This window comes from Mesonia ostreae (assembly GCF_031845265.1).
GTDB lineage: Bacteria > Bacteroidota > Bacteroidia > Flavobacteriales > Flavobacteriaceae > Mesonia > Mesonia ostreae.
Map to the genome: position 1 here is coordinate 162,325 of NZ_JAVRBG010000008.1, position 20,889 is coordinate 183,213.

Below are 20,889 nucleotides of genomic sequence, written 5' to 3' on the forward strand. Positions count from 1 at the left end.
TTTTACGAATGTAATTTATTTTTTGTGTCTTTAGAAGTTGGTTGAATTGATTTTATCCACTTATGCGGTGTGTAATTGATAACAATTTTATCATACTCCAGTATATTGAAGTAAACATACTTCTTCCAGAGATCTTCTAATTTCATTAAGATAATGAATAAAATTATAATTTTCGACAAAATCAAAGAAAGGCTAGATTTTGCAGAAATCAATAAGAAATTAATTGACTGTTATTATTTATAATAATTTTATTTTTTGTCAATCCCTGCCTGTCATTCAGTAATACAAATTATTGAAAACTATCCATCTAGGCGCATCGTGGTTAGACTTAGGGGTACAAGAGCAATGTAATTATAAAGAATATGTGATTCGGGTTTCGTTCAGCCCTAAAGGAAATAAGTTGGTATACGGCTTTGCCCAAATTGAAGCAAGCGATAACTTCATTCCTCGACCCACTACTCCCCCTACTCTACAAAATTGGCGTGGTATAATAGAAAGAGATGTTTTTTTGTAAAGAAGTGATTCTTACTGGAGTTTTATGCTTATAAAACTGATTCCTTATCCTTTAAGATTATACCCGTAAGGATATAAATATACTGTAAGATACTATTTTACACCCGTACAGGATAATGACGCAAGAATAGAATAAAAATATCTCGCTTTACAGAAAAGAACTATTCTTTTAACCTTTGAATTCAACCTATAAACGCAACTTTTAGCGGAAAGCGTATAATCATTTTTCAGAAGGAAAGAAGGGATTATTTCCCTTCTCCCTCTGAACGGACAGTTTAATCTACTTTGTTTATCGGTTTTTAGTCCGTAATAGTGCAACACGTTTGCCATTGTCAGCCCTTGTTTTATCTCGCTTATTTCCATAGGTAAATTATTTTTAGCCAATTTGTACATCGCAAAAGTTCCAATAAATGTACTATTAGGCAACTAATGTAATGACAATATGGATAATTATTGCTTAAAATGGACTATTTGGGTATCTTTGGACTGTATTTAATTCAATATCATTATGAGCGTAGCCAGTAATATCAAGCGTTTAAGGGAAGAAAAAGGACTTTTACAAAAGGAAGTCGCCGCAGAGGTGGATTTGGGCGTTTCCCATTATAGTAAAATCGAGAACGGTCAAAGGGAAGCTTCGGTTGACTTACTGGACAAGCTGTCCAAGTTCTACGGGATTACCATTGATGATATCGTACATATGGGCGATGACATTCCCACGGATATAGTTTTGGAAGACAAGACCACTTCAGAGCAGATGCGGTTGATTTCCGAACTGGATGAAAAAGATAAATCTATTGTCTTTGGGATGATCGAGACGATGCTCACAAAAAAGAAGTTCAAGGACTTCTTTACGAAGAACGTGGCGATGCTGTAACTAAAAAAGCCACCCGACTAGATGGCTTTGTATTTAGTTATCAAACAATTTATTGTGTTTAAAATTTTTAGTACTGTCGCCATCTTTTAAAATTATTGGCTCTGATAAAGACTCTAATTTTTTAGATATTTTGTCTGCCCAATATTCTACATTTTGTGGTTTTCGATACATTTATGAAGTCAAATAGCTTTGGTAAACGGCTCACAGAAGTGAGAAAGGATAAAAAAATGTCGCAGGACGAAGTAGGCAAGCTCGTGGGGGTTCACGGTGCCGTTATTGGACGTTATGAAAGGGAAGAAGTAAAACCGTCCATTGAGATGGCCACGCAGTTGGCCAAGGCCTTGGAAGTGTCCTTGGATTATTTGGTAGGTTCTACCGATGTACTTTTGGAAAAAAGTATCGTTTCCCGTGTACTCGATATCCAAAAACTAAAAGAGGACGAAAAACAGCACGTTTTCGCCCTCCTTGATGCGTTCTTGAAGCAGACTAAGCTTCAAGGTATTATGTAAAAGAAAACCGCCACTTGGGCGGTCTTATTGTGAAATAATTTTTCTTTTTAAGGATAATCAAATCCAAATTTTATTCTGTTAATTTTGTTGTTCTTCAATGTACATTCTAAAAAATATGCAGGCATATTGTATTTTTTTAAAAAATTAGAATTCGGATAATCGTCCATTCGATAAACAATTTTGTTCCCCTCTTTACTATACGATGCCCCCTTTATTTTTATCAATTCTTCGCTGGATAAACCTAACTTCAAACCGCTCTCTGTTTCAAAGTTTTTATAATCTGTATTTATTGTTTCGTTTTCCCCTAAATTACTTATATACCCTATTTCAAAACAGCTAAATTCATTTTTCACTCCTCCTTCATACTGGTACAATAACAGGTACTCTTTAGCTTTACTATTAAAGGCTAAAACCGGGCTTTCCCTCAAGCGCTCTATTAGTTCTACCGAAGAAGATATTTCAGGGTAAAATTGTTTGGACGATTTACTGTTGTTTAAAGTTAGTACATTATTTATCGTACTATCAGGCACAAAATTAACGGTTTGTTGAATAGGGTTGTCTAAGGAAATTTTTTCCTTTTTAGCTACCGTATCTTTTGATTCTTTAGTTCCACACGAAACAAAACCTAAAAAACATAATAAAAATAGTAAGATTGAGAAAATGTTATTCACCGTTAGACTTAGTTTTTTTACCATAACCATTATTATTAGGGTTGTTCAAAATGTTTATATTTAAAGGTATATTATCTTGCGTGGATAAAGTGTTTTGCATTAAACCTTTAAAATTAGTTAATCCACTTTTTCCACAAGTTAAACCTATACAACCTTGTGTCCCAAAATATTTACCTCCATCGGGATGTATTCTCAATAATGACCTTCCTGTTTTAAACTGAGGATCTACATTTAGGCTAAAACCTATCCCATCTTTTGTCATTCCTTTATTATACCATCCCTTTGGGCCTCTGTCAAGTAAAGTATTTACTGAATAATCTCCATTTTCAGGAGAACCATTTCCCCAAGGCCCTCCCACAGCATCAAAACTACTTCTCGTATAATCTTTTCCGTTACTTACTTCTTGTATTACATTAAGTTGTCCATCTGCCTGTTTTGTATTTTCTGAATTAGCTTCTCCGGTAAATGTCATTTTTACATTTTCAACTTGTCCCACATATTCTACATTTAATGCCCCCGAACCTTCAATATCGGAAGATACCCCTGGCGCCTGACTAACCTCATAAACCTTATTATCATCTATCCCGTCATTATATAACCAATTCCCCTGTTTGTCATAATAATCGCCCGGTGGTTCTGCTATCATACCCGTTGGGTCGGTATAAAATACTGGATTGTTGTTGAATGCCGAGTAGGGTTGCATCGTGGTTTCGGCCAACGGGTCGACACTTAACCAAATACTCCATTTCGGGTTATAATAGCGTGCGCCATAATAATACCAGCCTGTTTCCTCGTCAAGTTCTTTTGCATTAAACTTGTACGGCGAGTTATAAGAGTTTAAATGCTCTTCTACCAATGTTTCCCCAAACGGTAAATACTCCATATGCTGAGATATATTCCCATCCCGGTTAGTGATGTAACTTGAACTTCCCAAATGGTCGGGGTGGTACCAGTAAGCATCATACTTGGAATCGTCATGTGCTTTTCCGCAAGCTCTTGCAATTTGCGTTGGTAGGGTTGGAGGTAAGTTCTCTTGCTTATCAAAACTTATGAAATCTTTACCAATAGCCACTTCCGCTTGTTGTAATTTAAGATTTACTTCTTCTATCAAAGCTTGGCCAGGACTATTTGCTTGACAAAGTATCCCCAAGCTAGGCAAGGTTCCTAGTGCACTACTGATGCGTTCAGAGCCAATATAGTAATGCTTGGTGTATTTTGTGATTGTCATGCGTGCCATTTGGTAAGAAGTAATTCCTTTTGGTAAAGGTAAGGTTTTTACTGTTAATAAGGGACTTGGATACATAACAGCTTCCATTCTTGCTTTGCTGCCAGCAGCTTCTGCACTATAATAGGCATCTAATCTGGCTGGGAGATATTTTATGATCCTTTCTCCATTGGCATCATAGGTATAGGCCGCTACTTCGGGTTTATTTTCTGGCGCCTCAGGATTGAGGTCAACCGCGTTTAGCCGGTTCTCTTCGTCCCAAAGGTTTTGTTTGAGGGTGATTTCCCGGTACCCAATGGGTTCTTCAGGATCTGTAATTTCCTCTTTAATGGCAGTCATGTTACCGTTGGCATCATATTCTATCAATTGTTTCTTGGTGCGCGTATCATTTGGGTCATCACTATTTGAAGGATATTGAGTGATAGTTCGCGGCGCGTGCGGCTGTACATAACTTTCCCCATCAACAGAATAGCTTCCAGAAGCATAATCATCATACTTTAATTTGTAATCGGTATTTCCCATAACTTCGGGTTGTTGAAGTTCTCCATTTAAATTAGTAACCGTTCCTTGCTGATGGGTTTGTAACTTTTGGATAATGTTATGGGCTTCATCGTATTCCATACCTAAGCTATAATTTTGTCGAAGTAGGGAGGGGGCGAGGTCATTTGGCCCAATATAAAATCCTTCAGCATCTTTCAATCGATTAAAATCGTCGTACTTATATGAGTGATAAGTAGGCCCTCCTAATTCCCCGCTGGTAGGTAAAATACTTGAATTCTCTAATGTGGCAATTTCAATAATATTGCTTAAAGGATCGTATTGATATTGTTTTTGGACTTGAAAATTGGTGAAATTCTGGCTTAGGATATCTAACCTTCTTCGAGAATCATATTGGTATATGCTTTCCGTACCATTCCCGTACATGATTCTTTCCCTTTCTCCATATTTATTATAGGCAATGTCAGCCACAATATCATCAGAATTTACACCGGGTATATCACTGCTTATAGATTGAAGTTGTCCTGCTGGGTCATAATTATAGATCACCTCTTCTTGATCGGGATAGGTGATTTTTTGAACACGGTTCCAAGAATCATACTCCCATTTTGAAATGTACCAGTAAGACGTCCTACCCGCAACGGCTATCGCTCTCGCGTTAAGGGTGAGTTCGCCCAGATTACCATATTGAAACGATTGTATACCCGTAGCATCTTTTTGTAAAATAAGACGTCCAATTCCATTGGTTCCCGGCTGTGCTTGAGTACCATAAACGTATTCAACATTATTTTCCTGTCGGTTGGGATAATTGATATTCGTCAAGCGATTATAAGTATAGTCATAGGTGATAGGTCCCAAACTACCTTGCTGGAAGAGGTTGGAGGTCTTTTTTTCGATCACGCTCCCGATCTTATTGTACTTAAAAGTAGCTACCCCACGGTCGGGATGTACTTCGCGCGTTCTTCTTCCTGCCTTATCATATTCATATTTCGTATTATAGCCTTGGGTGTTTTTGACCCTTATTAATTCATTAATGCGGTTATAATAAAAATTGGTCGTAATCTCCCCGTTTTGAATGGTTTTGGTTTTTCGTCCCCGCACATCGGTATAGGTCGTATTGGTTTGGTTGTTTTCATTTTCAACTGTTGTAAGCAACCTATTATTATTTATTTCGTATGTAATATTTGTACTCTCGGATTCATTGGGCTGAGTTATTTTAGTTTTTCGGTCTTTTTCATCATACACCATTTCTACGGGTGTGAGAAAATTAGATAAATTTGGCGCATAATAGGTTTTTGAAGTACTTAAAGTGGTATACCCTCCTTGATTTGCAGAAAGGTAGCTTTTAACCACTCTGCCAAAAGAATCTTTTTTTTCATAACCACCCACGAGCCATACCATTCCTCCATTGGTGTAATGCGATTTTTTAAGTTGGACAGCTTTTCCAAAGCCGTCAGCAATGCTAATGGTTAAAAGTTCATCGTTGTAAGCATCCATCACGGCGTGTTTTGTGATGGCATAGTGTTGACTGTTTGTAGGTTGGGAGTTGCCAGCAGGTATGGCCGGGAAACTTCCTGCCGCATAATCAATCAGATAGGTTTCGGTTCCTGCATTGTCAAGCTGACTTATAATCTGTTCTTCTCCTTGATAAATGTTTCTGATGGTCCAATCATTCCAAGCACCATCTTCCATTTCATTGGGAGCGGTTACTTCGATGATCCTTCCGCGGTTATCGATTCGTGTACGTATTTTTTTACCATTCATATCTGTTGTCAACACGGGTATGCCAAATAGGTAATTGTACTGGGCAGAAGAAGTTTGGTTGAATGAATCGGAAAAATTAGTGGGATAGGTATGCACAACAGGATCATAAGAAATGTTCTGTGTAAAAGCACCAGCGGGACCTAAATTGTCTAGCTGCTTTACGCTCGTGGTGTTTCCATAAGTGTCGTAACCTAGTTGGATACGGTTGGTCTGCCCATTGCCCAGATGAACCGTTACGATATTAAGTTTTCCATATCCGTTATAAGAGGCATCCCTATCCCGTAAAACAGTTCCTGAAAGGTCTTTTACCTTTATATTGGTGGGTAGGCCTGGAAAATTGTTAATGCCGTAGGAGATTTCTGTACGATAAGCATCTTGGCCGCCGGTTCCCCAATCGATATACTTCGTGAGATTTCCTTGATTATCGTACGCTTCAAACTCTTTCACCAAATTGAGGGCATTTCCATTTTCGTAATTCGTGGATATCGTTTTGACAATTACTGGAAACAAACGCGTACGGTCAAGTTCACCTGTACTGGACTGTTGATACTCTTCATCCAATCCCACGTTGCTCTCAATGAGTGGCAATTCCGGGTTGAGCATGTTGTAATAGTTTTTACTTTTAGAAAGAAGGTCTCCATTAGCTTTATAACTTGCTGTTTCTTTTACCATTCCCTGTAAATAATAATTTTGGTTATGGTATTTTTTTATGGTGTACCGATAGGGGTCGCCATCTGGATCTGAAGGATAGTGTTGTTCTGCTTTCACACTGGCAAAGCCGTAAGAACTTCGATCACGACGATCATATTTTCCATTTTCATAAGCAAAAGTGGTGAGGGTTTCGTTAGATCCAAAATTGGAATCACCATTGAACCCATCGTTGCTTTTTAATTCGCTCATCACCCATTTATTTTGAGGCATATCGTAGGTGTTGCCGTTTCTTTTGTAATCGACCGTCCAACTTCCACCCAACGGGGTATTTACCTTTTTTAACAAATGTGTTTTCCCCATTTGATTTAAATTGGCATTGACAGAAGAATTGTTATTTTTCTTATGCAATACATCTGGGTATCCGTCACCATTAATATCACGGACGGCTGTTGTGGTTTCGTTAAAACTACCATTTACTCCTCCGGAAACCGAAAAAGTTGCTTTTAAGACGATAAAAAGTATAGGGATCGTAAATCCGTTAGTATAGGATCCAAATAAGTTTCCAGCAACAGATTTATTTTCTTCAATCGAACTATTAAAGAAATTTTTACCTTGTGTTTCAGGTAAAAATCCAAGTCCTGTATTTAAATAATACTTATAATAATATCCTACTTTCCGAACAAGATCGGGCAATCCATCACCATTTACGTCAATAAAAGTAACATTACTATTGGCAACACTTGTAGAAGCCCCAAAACCAGCAGCAAAAGAACTATTAAAGTTGAACGACGGTCCAATTGAACTATTTGTTCTTTCACTCGTTAAAAAAGTACCGGAATAGCCAACCCCCCATGACATTTCATCTGTGAAGCTATACCCGGTATTCAACTGAACCGTTATTTCTGTTTCTTTTACTCTTACCTTATCCGTTAATCCATCACCATTCAAGTCTATCCATAGCCTTTCGTCAAAAGATTTTCCCGAGCTACTATTTATTCCTGAATTAACATTGGTCCGGGTCTGGTTCCCTGTGACTTGATTATTAGAAGACGCGGTCGAATTCGCCTGTAGACCTGATATGGATACCCCCACGGTTTCATCACTACTCTTACTTCCGGCAACAAAATCATTATCCGGCACAAAATTAGGATCATCTGATAGCCCTCCCAACATATTGGTGTATTGAATATTACCTTTGGTAACCATATCGGGATACCGGTCTCCGTTAAGATCAATATACTGGTTTAATACATTGCTTTCCGCATAACTAAATGTACCGTTAAGGCTTGCACCTCCTGTAATATCCCCACCGAGATTACCGGATTTTGCTTTTCCCTTTGATTTAGATCGTTGATTAAGTCCCACAAAAAAACCATTTTCATTAGTTGTAATATCCGCTTCATCAATATAGATGTCATAGATGTCAGCTTCACCAAAACGCCCAATAGTGGAAGTCAGAAGTTGCTGTCCATTATGTGCGGTAAACCCGTAAATAGCATCTTTGATACCTGTGTTTAAATATCTGTTCTGATTGTTTTGTTGTTCATAAAGCGTATACCGGATAGCAGACTCGGTTATACCAGCATCTTCAGGATTTTCTTCATTAATTTGATCTTGTAGGTCATCTATTTCACTTTGGTCATCTAGCTCTTCGGGATCTGGAAAAACATCTGGATCAATAATGCCATCAAAATATTCTGTTCCAGTAATGTTTTCATCATCATCATAAGTTATGCTTAACCCTCCATTATATAAAAATTCTCCCCATCCCCTGTAGGGTAACCCATAAAAGGCAGGGGTGGAAGCCAAAAATGGCGACGACAAAGTTGTTGAAGAAAATGTAGGATAATATTGTGCTTCGTCTTGATGTAATTCTAAAATAATATCGGCGCCATTACCCAAAGCAAATCGTTTATTGCCCACGTTGAAGGACGAAAAAATCGTTCCATTATTATCATAGATGGTTTCCACTTTGTCTTTACTCAAGAAAAATTGGTGATATCCACTTACCGAATTAACTACTGAAGTGAGCTGTTCGTCATTGTAAAAATTATAGTTCCAATTCCCGAATGGATATTGATTCAAACGTTGTAAGAAAAAAGTTTTTTTATATAAAACTTTTGCCGGGGAACCAGGTGTTTTTTCTTTAGTTACCCAATGAATTTTTAACGGAAATTCCTCGTCACTGAACTGGTTTAGAAAAATTTCATAATTCTGAGAAAACATAGTATGCTTAATTTTTAATAAAAGGTCTTGCCCATCATTGGAAATAATTGGAGAAACAAGTTCGTTACTATGATACCAGTATTTTTTTTGATTGGTATTATCGTTATAGGATACGTAATTTACTTGTGGAAAATTTAGTCCTGAATTTAGGCCTGAGGCTTCCGGATCCCATTGAATATTATCCCAAGCAACATTAGAATCACTTTCTGCGGTAAAACGGAAAACGTAATTATAGGAAGAACTTAATGAAGTATTAAATTGATTAGGATCAGTAGTAGTAGGAAAATTTCCGGATGAAGCTTGATAGGTTCTCTTCCAAGTTGTTTCTTGTATCATACTCCCATCAATAGGGTCAAGGGCTATTTTTTTAATTATAAAATCTATATCATCAGAAAATTGTAGTGCACTAAAATTTGAATTTGACAAGTTAAAATTCAGTTGAACTTGAGTATCGTTTTTATCGGGACTCCATTCGCCGCCGCTCACTATATAATCATTTTTTGCATTATATGTTTTAATCGATTTGTTATTCTCGTCAATCAGGTTAAGATCTGAATTGGGCCAAGTATCGACAAAATCATTATCTTCATCAATAATGCTATAAGTGATTTGAGGGTTCCATTCGATTTCCCCGCCACAACCATATTCTGTATTGTGAATTCTGAAAAATACCAAGTCACCTTTTTTTAGATTGGTTATCCCCCTATTAATAGTTTTATAACCTATTGAAGGGGCGTTAAGCGATTCCTGATTACCGACTATGGAGATACCTTGTGCGTTTTGACGCTCCACGGTTAATCTAAAATTATTTGGATTATCGTTGCAATTGTTTTCCTGCCATAATCGGGCCTGTCCACTTATTGAGATATTTCCATCATAGGGTGCACGCCATACCTTTACGTGATCAAACTGCGGAAATTGGGCGCGAAGTTCTTCTTCACTATCCAAATCTAAATTTTGGATTAATTCGGAACTGATCACTCCTGAAGAAATCAGGTTTTCAGATTCATTCGGAGAATCATCAAAAGTCCTCCAAGAATAATCTGCGCCAGCTTGGGTAATATTGAATTTTACATGGTTACCGCCTACCATATCAGGGAGTCCATCACCATTGAAGTCTGTAAAATAATAATCTGTTCTACTTTTTGTGGTACTTTCACTTTTTCCTACACCTATTAACCCTAGTGCATTCGCATCCAAGCCCCAACCTGTTGTTCTTGATTTGGTTTTACTCAACCTGTTTATTCCACTAATTTCTATTGAGTTTTCAAAGCTATTGCCAGTATTTGGCCGATAATAAATGTGATTATTATTATTGAAAACTTTATCTACAAGTCCATCACCATTCATATCAATAAAGCTTATTCGGCCATCTTGATTGCTTTGACTATAATTAACCGAACCACCTACGGTTGTATTGACACTAGTTGGATTAAGTCCTATTCCAAACCCGCCTCTCAACCCTACTGAGAAGCCGTCAGAGGTACTGGTACCCAAAGCGGATCCTTTGGGGATCAGGCTTCCGACTCCACCGGTAGCGATATCATGTAACGGGGAAGATATTTGATCACTGTTTCCATTCCAAGAATTTGGACTGGATGAAATTATTGAATTAGGATTCGCGTTATCGTAATATTCAATAGTATTGCTGTAAAATAAATTACCCCCTTTATCATATTCTGCTATTTTATCTAATAGAGATTTTTGGAAGTTACTGGTTTTGTATGAAAATTCATAACTGCGTATAGTTTGGGAGTTAAAGCTGATTTTTATTTCATTTAAAAGATCTTTGGTATGTTGAATAAAACCATTTCTTGCATTTACTACCACATCTGGTCTTCCTGAAGAATCCCGATTGAATTTCACGGTGTAGAAATTGGAAGTTGAAGTTCCTTTTTTTGTATATTCTATCCTATCGATATAAAACTCTGTTCCTTGTATGATTTGTCCAAAAGTATTGAAACCATAAGAATTGGTGTCTTTAGTGTAAAAATATTCAGTGAAGTTACCATACCGGTCTTGTTGTTTGAGAAGTGCCCAATAGACAATATTACCTGAATTTCCATTGTCTTTAATTACATATGCATTGGATGCACTATTTATTCCACCATAATAACTTTTATTTCCAAATTTATCTTCTACAATCCAGCTATAATTTGAGGTGGCTGTCCCTTTTCGTGTAATTTTTAAATAACTTCCTTCTTTTCTCAAATAAAAGGTTCGATTGGAAACACGTGAAATATTATCCGTACGATGAGGATTAGTGTAGGTTCCATTATTTTTTAACACAAGCTCTTCTCCATTTAAAGAATACAATTCCGACTCATGAGTTACGTTAAATGCGGGAACCCCCCATTTGGTATTTAAGGTAATCGCTGGGATGTTAATGTTCCATCCTAGACCCATCCAACCATTACCTCCTTCACTATTATAAGAGACCGAGAGTGAAGGTTGCATACCATTTCTTCCCTTAGGAAGTTTTATAGGAAAACTGGTATTGACCGTTCCCATATTGTTTGCAGCAGGCGGAGCGATACTCACAACACCTGCAGCCGGATTGGCGAATTCAATATCGTTCATTGCAGTAGGAACAAAACTAGACGTTTCTGGATTTTCTGGTACTTTAATTACTCCATTTATATAATCTGTATCCTGAGTTACGGTAGTTATAACGGTTTGATTCTTTACATCTAAACTATCTATAGGTAAAGCTTTCCAGTTTTTATGTTGGTGGTCAAAATAAAACGTTTTGACGTCCTTGGGGGTGTACCCACTGGGTATTTTTGCAGGATCGTATTTTAAGTGGAGTAGGAGCGGGATGCTATCGTCTATATTGTTTTTTTTGAGTCGGTATCCCAAAAAGTCTCCATCAGTCACGTTTTCTATTTCTTCTGATACTGATTTTAAATCTTTGAAATTAAGTCCATTAATACTTACTTCTCCTGCTAGACCTAATTTTTTGTTTTTAAATTTTTTAGACAGATCAATTCCCAAGGCTTCAAAGTGCTGTAATCTTTTTTCTAGTGTAGCGTATGAGAATGAGTGGTTATTTTTAGAATCATTTATGTATGAATGAGCGATTGTTTTTGTTTTGGTATCTTGAAATGATACATTGGCCAATAAAGAATGTTCTTGATTTCCTATTGTATAAGTAATTTCTAGTTGTTTGGTTTTTTTGGAAATATTTTCTAAAACCCCTTCAAAAATACCATTGTTTACAGAAATTAATTTTTCTCCTATTTTTAGTTGTTTTATAGAAGGATTGGAGCTTAATCCTGAAATATAAACATTTCCGTTAAAGTTCTTCAGAACAGGTTCGCTTAGCACAACTTCTTTTTCTTTTTTAAGCAATTCCAAACGAAAATTTTTGATTTTATATTGGTAAGTTTCATCGGCACGACGGGTAAAATAGACCTCATTTTTTCCTGTTTTCAAGTCAGCGATAGAAATATATTCACTTACCGCATTCCAAGACTTATTTTTGGTAAGAAGCATTCCGCCATAAGAAGAAGTGTTATTGATACTTTTGGTCGTTTGTGAAGCATGCGTCAATCCATACAAATCATAGCTGATTTTAGCTTGATACTTATCTAGTTGGAGATTATCTGGGATCTCTACCGTAAAAAAGTTATCCCTTGGATTTTCCCTGTCGGAAGCTATCATTTTCCCAATGACACCTTTTTTTTCCTTTGCGTAAAATGTATGAGAAGTTGGAGATGACGAATTAGTGTACTCTTTGGTAGTAAGGCTGATTTCGCTCCCATTGGACTTTTTAAGTGTTACCTGTTCAAAATGATCCATTTGAGCCGCCATCTGCTGAATGGGTTGCCCAAAAATCAAGAGGTTACTCATCAAAGTAGTCAGAAAAGTGCTCGCAATGTATGATTTTCTAAGTATTTTAAAATAATTCTGTGCCATATTATTCTATAATTATTCTATCGGTGGTTAGTTTTCCATTCGTCTTCACGGTGATTAAATAAACCCCAGCAGAAAGCATGCTAAAAGGAAGCGTGTAACTCGATTGCCCATTAATATTGATCTGACGAATTTGTTTTCCATTCATATCGTGCAACTCCACAACCCCATTAAAGTTTTCTTCAGAAGAGACATCATAATAAAAAATTGCTCCTTGTTGAGTGGGGTTGGGATAGACTTTTGTTAGTAAGTTTGGAGCAGGGGTCGGAGCATTTTTGTTCATTTCTCTTACCGGACACCAACCTCTAATTGCAAATGATTGCGAAATTGAACAACCTGTTTCGTTATCAGTTATCACAACTTTGTATACAGGTAAACTTTGACACGAATAATCCGAATCAAAATCTGGATTATTGCTTGAATAACACTCACCACCAGGTTCAAATGTAATTTCAGGTGAAGTGATATCCAGTGAAATCTCTGTTATGAACCATTCATAAGAAACATTCTGCCCTGAATTGATTAGGGTTGAAGCGTCAAGGTCAAAAGAATTACAAGTGTAAGCCGGGTGAATATAAGGGACATCCACATCCTCACAAAAATCCTCATCATAACCGCTTACGCATTGACCACTGAGATTCTGCAACTGTTCATGAATATTTAATTGTAAACCAATAAACTCTATAGCCTGTTCGAGGCTTCCTCCATAATCATCAGTTACTGTTATGGTATATTCCCCGTAAGGAAAATCAGATAAAGTAATATTACCTGTATAGCTTTCTTCTAAAACATAACTATCTCCATTTGCCTGAGTGCCAATTATACTGATGTAATAAACAGGAATTCCATAATCAATTAATATTTCAATCGTGTTTGAACTTTCTCCGCAATCGTTTAAATAATTGATACTTCCCTTAAAATCATGATCAATATTAATCGTAGCTACCCCATCACAGTCCCTACTAGGGTCTATTACAATTACTTTATATTCTCCTGGGACACCCACTGTGAATTCTGAATTCGTATTAGAAAGTAGTTCGTCGTTTCGGTACCACTGATAGCTAAAATTAGGATCATTCCCAAATGGAAGAGTCCCGTCAAGAGTGATTTGTGGTTGGGTTTCGCTCAGAGTTTGATCGGATCCTAAACTTCCCAAATTGAAACCAGTGCCTGAAAAATTTATTGTTTCTGTAAAACTAGCCCCAGCAGCATCAGTCACCGTTACTGTATATGATCCGCTTGGAACATTGGGAATGATAAATTGATTGGAAGAATTAGTTTGGTAATAATCTAATCCATTACCCACCACGTGAGTTTCAAAATTAGGAGATCCTTCATCAATAAAAATTTCTAAGTAATTTTCTTCTTGATTGCATGAGGAAACGGGTTTCATAGTGCCTTTGAGCTGATGATAAATCCTAATACAATCTTCCAGTTGACATGACATATCACTAGTAGTAACTATTACACAGTATTCCCCTATTTCATCAACGACCAAAATACTTTCTGAATGATAAATTTGTACCCCGTTGTAAAACCATTGGTAAGTAGCATCAGGATCGTCAATCCCTTGACCGGCATCTATGGTTACTTCTGTTTGTTGAGCATTTAGTGATTGATCTGAACCAAGATCTAATGTATAATTACGTTCCTCTACTAAAAATGAGTAACTGGATGTCGCTCCATTACTATCATCAACACCTACTGAATATTTCTGAGGACCACAAACTTTTGCGTTATATATAAATTCATCATTCTCTATATGACTAAATTCTACTTGTATGGGATTTCCTACTTCATCAATAAGTTCTACACTATAATCTGGACTCCCACCTTTAACTATAATCTCAATGTCAAAACATTTATCTTTACATTGCCATTTTTTGTAACGGACTTGGATGATTATTTCTGGTCCCACCGCAAAGGTGAATTGATCAAAAAAACTTCGATCTGGATCAAAAAAGGTTTCTTTATTAAAATGTGCATAAGCTTTCCCGTTGGATAAGAAGTCTAGATCGACAGGTTTGTAATATTCAATATTCCCATTATCGAAATCAGAAACATAACTATTATCCGTAAACTTGTCGTGTAACATCCAAACCACTAATTTTCCCGCTTTGATATCTTGAAGGTAAGGTTGAAACTCCTCATTTAAAAAAAGTTTAAATTTAATAGGAAATTCCTCCCACGCTTTCCTTCCTGTGGTTTGAGCTAGCCAAACTTTTTTCATTAATCTGAGACCAAGCTCATTTGGGCTTGAGATGTCTTTTTTTCCAGTATCTCCAAAGACAATAAAGTTATTATTCTCAATTCTAACTCTCTCTTGAAGCTTCTGATTCGTTTCTAAAATTTGTGTGACACCAGCTACTAAATAATCCCTTCTGTGAGCACTCTCAGCTTGCAATTGGTTTAATCCAGAGATATCATCTCGACCCAGGCCGAAAATGTTATTTTTAAAAAGTTCATTGTTTACTTTATCCCAAAAAATTTTATTTTTAGAATTTTTATAGTCTCTAGTTCTATTTAAAGTGATTCCATATTTTAACCCTAAGTAAGATTCTATTCTGTTTCGCTCATTATCTGTTAACATTCTATCATATGAAACAAATTCTGGAAGTAGTCCATTAAACTGTAGTCCATTTTCTACTTCTTCAAATGGAATGTATCGCCCTATATAGTGAAGTGTTTCACCTTTCCTTCCAAAGCTTTTAAATTTTTTATCTTGATCATAATTACTCCAACTATAAAAATGCACGTGGGTGTTTTGGTGCTGATTAAATTTTGAAAATAGTTGACTAGCAAAACCCTGTTGAGTTTCCAGAAAATAAGCATTCCGAGCTATGGAGTCATTAAGATTAACTTGATTCCCTAGATATATAAAATTATCTGGAACACTATTATTAAAGACAGTAGAAAAATGTCGGAATGATTTTTTGTTATCAATTGGCTCACTAACTACAAATAAATTATGTGCATTTACGTTTTCTAATCTATCATTATAAAATAAGCATAACTTTTCTGCTCTAATAGAAGGATTAAAATTGAATAAGTCCGAGTTAAATGAGTTACAATCTGAAATTCGAACTTCATTTCCACTATAATCAATAAAAATATTGTTATCTAAATCTTCATGGGTAGTTTTATACCACACTTCTGCTCCTGTAACTCCACCAGGAAAATGTTGCGCCTGCAAACTACTTACCATACATAGAAGAACAGATAAGAATAGTAAATTTAATTTCATATAATAGGATTTATTCACCTTTAAAGGGTGTATTATCAATAAAGTGTTAAATTTAATATAAATATATTAATAAAAACAAACTTTAAGTTAATTATTTCGTCTTTATATTGATTTTTAATGTTAAAATAAATTTTTGACACTCAAATGTCAATGTTTAAGAGAATTGATTATAAAATTTAAATAGAGTATTTAAAGTTCTTTTAACAGGCTGAGTTCAACAGATAATTGCAAAAAATTAATATTTGCTTCCCAAATAATGCTACTCATCGTTATATATAACTGCCAACGTTACCATTTCATTAAATGCTTAAAAGATGGCTATAAATATCGGCGTCCCAAAAAAAAGTCAATTACATACTTTTCTTGAAAATTAATTTTGATGCCCTAAGGCTACTTAAAATATGAACGACTCACATTTAATTTACGGGGAGAAACAGTAATTTAGAAACTACATTAATAAATTATGTTTTATCATCGGAGCTTCTTAATTGTTTTTACAATGAAAGTGGTTTAGGAATTGTATAATCACGCTACGAAAGTGGTCTCTCTAGAGATCAAACTAGAAATGAGCAACCAGCTGCCACATACTTTATCTACCAGAGATTATGAGTATAAAAGGTTTCTATCCTAAAGGGGCCTTCAAGATTTTTACTTACGGGAAAATGCAGTTTATCTGACCATAAAATGATGTAAATGACGGCATAAATATCCTGTTTTAGAAGCTATAATGAGCTGATTGCATGCCTTAAATTAAATGTTGTAGCCGGGTTGAGAGATGATCCTAATATAAAAGCCAAAACAATGGTTTTATACAAGCTTAGATTTACTATATATTTTGCAGTAATTTCCATTATAAAAGTACAGTAAATACCATAAAATTCTGGATGGTTTAATCCTATTTACTCAAAGTTTAAAGTCATCTTCATTTATTGCACGACCATCTTTCATAAATACACTCTCAATGGTGTATTCAGAGTCTATATGAAGATTAAAAATTGATTACGCTATCCAAAGCATCATCAGCATCTTTGTGGATGAAATTTGCTTGGTAGTTTATGGTAGTTGTGATGGAAGAATGCCTATAAAGTTTTTGAAGGGTTTTAATAGGGATTCTATCTTCCGATATATGACCAAATGTGTGCCGAGCAATGTGCATAGTTACTTTTTTGGTGACTTTTGCTTTTTTCGCAACACCAATTAAATATTTATTGAATTTTTTAGTAGCCGTTTTGGTCTTGGCATATACATCTTTTGCATTCTTTAAATCTGCTTTTTTCATTTCGGGAAAAACAAAATCTTCATCGCTCTGCTTTTCTGATTTGTAATATTCAAGAATTGGGAAAACCTTTTCAGGTATTTTCAAAGATAGTAATTTGGAGTTTTTATTCATACGATAGTGAAGCCTATCATCGTAAATATCTGACCATCTAATTTTAAGTACATCGGCTGCCCTAATTCCGGCAAAGTAAAAACTGAATAGCCAAACGTTACGTGCGTGGGTTTCGTTGTTGGTAAGATTTTTAGCACATTCAAATGATTTAATATCTTCTTTGGTCAATCCTATTTTTTCCGTTTCAGGAAATTTTATTCTAATCTTACCAGAACCAAATGGATAAAATTTTCTATCTATAATCCCCATTTTAATAGCTCTATTGTAAATCGTTCTTATAACTACAAAGTTATTTACTACCGAGCGTTCTGAAAGATTTAGCTTTTTTAAATAAACTCTAAATTTTCTCAAAAAGGTTTCATCTATTTCTTCAAAAGTTAACTGCTTAGACTTGTAAAAGTTTATAACGTGGTTTACACGAGCCTTGTCTGTTGAAAGTTGAGAAAGCTTTTTATTTGATTCAAGCTCAGAAAGAAAATCACTTGCAACTTCATAAAAAGTGCTCGACATAGAATTTGAGTAGACCACCTCTTTAATTTGATTTGCTGAAAAGTCCTTATTGTTAGATTGTAAATCTACAAGCGTTTTGTTTACTTCTAAAAGCTTGGTGGAAATCAAATTATTTAACCTATCAGCGTTGGAATGAGATTTTCTAACCCGTAGGTTCTTTTCATCCCAATACTTCAAACTTATATAATGACCAACATAATGGTAAGTTGACCGACGGTTCTTTGTAATACGAATTGCCAAAGGATAAAGTCCTTCCTTATTTGCTTTTTTTCTTATAACTACCTTTGCATTTGAGGCCATACCTTTGAATTTTAGATTATAAAGATAGTCATTTTTGGTACAACATAGGTACAACATTTATTGATATTAAACCATATTAAATGAAATCACATAATACTATTTCTTTGTTAAACAATTGATTATAAGATAATTTAGTTAATTTCGTTATCAAATACGCTGGATTCAAAATCCAGTGTTTTAGGACGTGCGGGTTCGATTCCCGCCTCGAGTACTAACCCAACAGAAATGTTGGGTTTTTTCTTTTCTAGATTTAAAGTAAGTATAGAATTGGGATTCTCCCGAAGGTTCGGAGTCGTATTAAGTACTTTCAATTTGCTAGAGCATTCTATTTACAAGTATCCGTAGCTATGTTTTTTAATTCGTTCCGCTAGGTGAATAATATATCAAATACTCAATACATACTTTTCGTAATCTTTCAATTCCACTTAACTAGTGAAATATTTTCTAAAGTTCACGAAATTCAATATAAAATGTTCTTGTGGCATTCTTTGTGCAAGTAGCTTTAATGTTACCAAAATTTTCACTTTAATTTAGCTTTTTTATAAGATGTCATAAATCTTATTAGCAATAATTTGCGTTCAAAGTTTTAAAGCATTTTAATTAATATAAAACACTAACATTAAAATCTAAATTATGAAACTAAAAATTTTCACATTAGCATTCGCAGTTATGGCTCTTTATAGTTGTGGACCTACTCAAAATAAAGAAAAAAACAACACTACTAATGCTACGAACGATAGCGCTATTACCGAAGCACAATGGGTTTTGCAGCAATTGGAAGGAGAAGATATTGATCCTTCTAAAAATGGAAAATTGATTAGCTTTACTTTAAATACGAAAGACAATAAAGTCACAGGATATGCAGGTTGTAATAGTTTCTTCGGAAATTATACATTGGGAGCTGGAAACCGTATTAGCTTTTCAACTTTAGGTTTAACTAAAATGGCTTGTTCAGAAGACGACTTTAAAGAATCTGAATTGATGAACGTTTTAGACATGACCGATAATTACCGAATTAACGGGAATCAATTAGAACTTAATGTAGGTAAAAGAGCACCATTAGCTATTTTCAAAAAAGTAGATAAAAACGCCGAGCCAATTGTAGAGAAATATTGGAAGCTAAAGACATTAGAAGGAAAGGATGTAAAAATGAGCAAAAACCAAGAAAAGGAAATCTATTTTACTCTAAAGATGAATGAAAATAGAGTCGTTGGTTTTGCAGGTTGTAATGGTATGTCTGGTACTTATAAGCTAGAAGAGAGAAATAGAATTAGTTTCTCACAAATGGCAACTACGATGATGGCTTGCCCAGATTTAGATGTGAATGAAGCAGAATTTCTGAAGGTTTTTGAATTAACAGATAATTACACCATCAACGGGGATACCTTATCTTTAAATGTTGGAAGAAGAGCTCCCTTAGCTGTTTTTGAAGCAGTTTATCTATAATAAAGAGAATTTATAAGAGAGGTTAATAATCACCTCAACTTTAGCGTAATCTAGAATTTAAACCTTAAAATAAATTTTAGATTACGCTTTGTTTTATTGTATCAATATGGTTAATTCAGTCTTTATATGAGCGACAAGATAACAGTATTATTAACAGGTGCTTCGGGAACTGTAGGCTTAGAATGCTTGAAGCAGTTGGTGAAAATTCCTACCTTAGAAATAACGGTTTTCGATAAAAAAACCAAAGCTTCCGTCAAAAAATTGAGTCCATTTCGAGAACAGGTTGAATTGGTTTACGGAGACATCACCAATTTAAAGCAGCTTCAAAAAGTGGCTTCCAATAAGGATGTGGTTATTCATTTAGCAGCTATTATTCCGCCGCTAGCAGATGATGCTCCAAAGTTAGCTCAAAACGTAAATACAGAAGGAACGCGTAACTTGGTTCAGCTTCTTGAGAAACAATCTCCGCAGTGCTTCTTCATTTACAGTTCGTCTATTTCAGTATACGGCGACCGCCTCAAAAATCCATATATTAAAGTTGGTGATCCTCTCACGCCAAGCCCTGGTGACGAATATGCACTTACAAAAATCGCTTCAGAAGAAATTTTACAAAACAGCAAATTAGATTGGACTATTTTTAGATTAGCAGCTATTATGGGCGGTCATAAAATGTCTAAACTCATGTTCCACCAACCTTTAGATACTTCGTTGGAGATTGCAACGCCTTCAGATACGGCGCGTGCTTTTGTAAACGCTATTCAGAAACAAAAACAACTTTCTAAGAGAATTTTTAACTTAGGTGGCGGGGAAACTTGCAGAATCCCTTACAAAGATTTTTTAATTCGTTCTTTTAAAATATATGGTTTGGGTGAGTTTACTTTTCCAGATAAGGCTTTCGCCGAAAAAAACTTTCACTGCGGCTATTATGAAGACGGAGATGATTTGGAAGAAATACTTCACTTTAGACAAGATTCTTTAGATGATTTTTTTCAGAATGAAAAAGAAAATTTTTCTTCCTTTAAAAGGCTTGGCGCATCTTTATTTCAAAAACCTATTAAGTGGTATCTTTTACAACAATCTGAACCTCTTAAAGCTTTAAAGAACGACGATAAAAAATTAAAAGAGCAATTCTTTAATTAGCAGAGCAAAAACA

Annotated in this window: 9 protein-coding genes; 5 read left to right on the plus strand and 4 right to left on the minus strand. The window is 35.4% G+C overall.

Annotated elements, in window-relative coordinates:
* Positions 1 to 292: 292 nt before the first annotated feature.
* The 3 genes from RLT85_RS09685 (at position 293) to RLT85_RS09695 (ending at position 1,896) form a co-directional block, all read left to right on the plus strand.
* Positions 293 to 514, plus strand: a complete 222-nt coding sequence (locus tag RLT85_RS09685; protein WP_311401834.1) for a hypothetical protein — start codon at positions 293 to 295, stop codon at positions 512 to 514.
* A gap of 507 nt (positions 515 to 1,021) precedes the next feature.
* Complete coding sequence (locus tag RLT85_RS09690; RefSeq protein ID WP_311401835.1) at positions 1,022 to 1,387, plus strand: helix-turn-helix domain-containing protein; 366 nt, start codon at positions 1,022 to 1,024, stop codon at positions 1,385 to 1,387.
* A gap of 173 nt (positions 1,388 to 1,560) precedes the next feature.
* Entirely contained in the window at positions 1,561 to 1,896 is a 336-nt protein-coding gene (locus RLT85_RS09695) for a helix-turn-helix domain-containing protein (protein ID WP_311401836.1), read from the plus strand.
* A 47-nt stretch (positions 1,897 to 1,943) separates the two neighbouring features.
* On the opposite strand, the gene RLT85_RS09700 is transcribed toward RLT85_RS09695, so the two are convergent.
* The 4 genes from RLT85_RS09700 to RLT85_RS09715 all read right to left on the minus strand — a co-directional run bounded on the left by RLT85_RS09700 (position 1,944) and on the right by RLT85_RS09715 (position 18,290).
* The gene (locus tag RLT85_RS09700; protein ID WP_311401837.1) at positions 1,944 to 2,591 is read right to left on the minus strand and encodes a hypothetical protein; all 648 of its coding nucleotides are present in this window, start codon (positions 2,589 to 2,591) and stop codon (positions 1,944 to 1,946) included.
* On the minus strand, positions 2,560 to 12,849 hold the full coding sequence (locus RLT85_RS09705; protein ID WP_311401838.1) for a toxin TcdB middle/N-terminal domain-containing protein: 10,290 nt from the start codon (positions 12,847 to 12,849) through the stop codon (positions 2,560 to 2,562). Before RLT85_RS09705 ends, RLT85_RS09700 begins: the two co-directional genes overlap by 32 nt.
* Position 12,850: 1 nt before the next feature.
* Positions 12,851 to 16,090, minus strand: a complete 3,240-nt coding sequence (locus RLT85_RS09710; RefSeq protein ID WP_311401839.1) for a T9SS type A sorting domain-containing protein — start codon at positions 16,088 to 16,090, stop codon at positions 12,851 to 12,853.
* Positions 16,091 to 17,078: 988 nt separating this feature from the next.
* Positions 17,079 to 18,290: a phage integrase SAM-like domain-containing protein gene (locus RLT85_RS09715; RefSeq protein ID WP_311401840.1), complete on the minus strand. Its 1,212-nt coding sequence runs from the start codon at positions 18,288 to 18,290 to the stop codon at positions 17,079 to 17,081.
* A gap of 633 nt (positions 18,291 to 18,923) precedes the next feature.
* On the opposite strand from RLT85_RS09715, the gene RLT85_RS09720 reads away from it, so the two are divergent.
* Both RLT85_RS09720 and RLT85_RS09725 read left to right on the plus strand, forming a co-directional pair.
* On the plus strand, positions 18,924 to 19,736 hold the full coding sequence (locus RLT85_RS09720; protein ID WP_311401841.1) for an META domain-containing protein: 813 nt from the start codon (positions 18,924 to 18,926) through the stop codon (positions 19,734 to 19,736).
* 126 nt (positions 19,737 to 19,862) lie between these two features.
* Complete coding sequence (locus RLT85_RS09725; protein WP_311401842.1) at positions 19,863 to 20,876, plus strand: NAD-dependent epimerase/dehydratase family protein; 1,014 nt, start codon at positions 19,863 to 19,865, stop codon at positions 20,874 to 20,876.
* The last annotated feature ends 13 nt before the right edge of the window (positions 20,877 to 20,889 follow it).

What these genes read in the sequence shown, in the direction of transcription:
- RLT85_RS09710 (WP_311401839.1), bottom strand. Translation starts at nt 16,090, where the DNA reads ATGAAATTAAATTTACTATTCTTATCTGTTCTTCTATGTATGGTAAGT.
- RLT85_RS09700 (WP_311401837.1), bottom strand. Translation starts at nt 2,591, where the DNA reads ATGGTAAAAAAACTAAGTCTAACGGTGAATAACATTTTCTCAATCTTA.
- RLT85_RS09695 (WP_311401836.1), top strand. Translation starts at nt 1,561, where the DNA reads ATGAAGTCAAATAGCTTTGGTAAACGGCTCACAGAAGTGAGAAAGGAT.
- RLT85_RS09715 (WP_311401840.1), bottom strand. Translation starts at nt 18,290, where the DNA reads ATGGCCTCAAATGCAAAGGTAGTTATAAGAAAAAAAGCAAATAAGGAA.
- RLT85_RS09725 (WP_311401842.1), top strand. Translation starts at nt 19,863, where the DNA reads ATGAGCGACAAGATAACAGTATTATTAACAGGTGCTTCGGGAACTGTA.
- RLT85_RS09705 (WP_311401838.1), bottom strand. Translation starts at nt 12,849, where the DNA reads ATGGCACAGAATTATTTTAAAATACTTAGAAAATCATACATTGCGAGC.
- RLT85_RS09720 (WP_311401841.1), top strand. Translation starts at nt 18,924, where the DNA reads ATGAAACTAAAAATTTTCACATTAGCATTCGCAGTTATGGCTCTTTAT.
- RLT85_RS09690 (WP_311401835.1), top strand. Translation starts at nt 1,022, where the DNA reads ATGAGCGTAGCCAGTAATATCAAGCGTTTAAGGGAAGAAAAAGGACTT.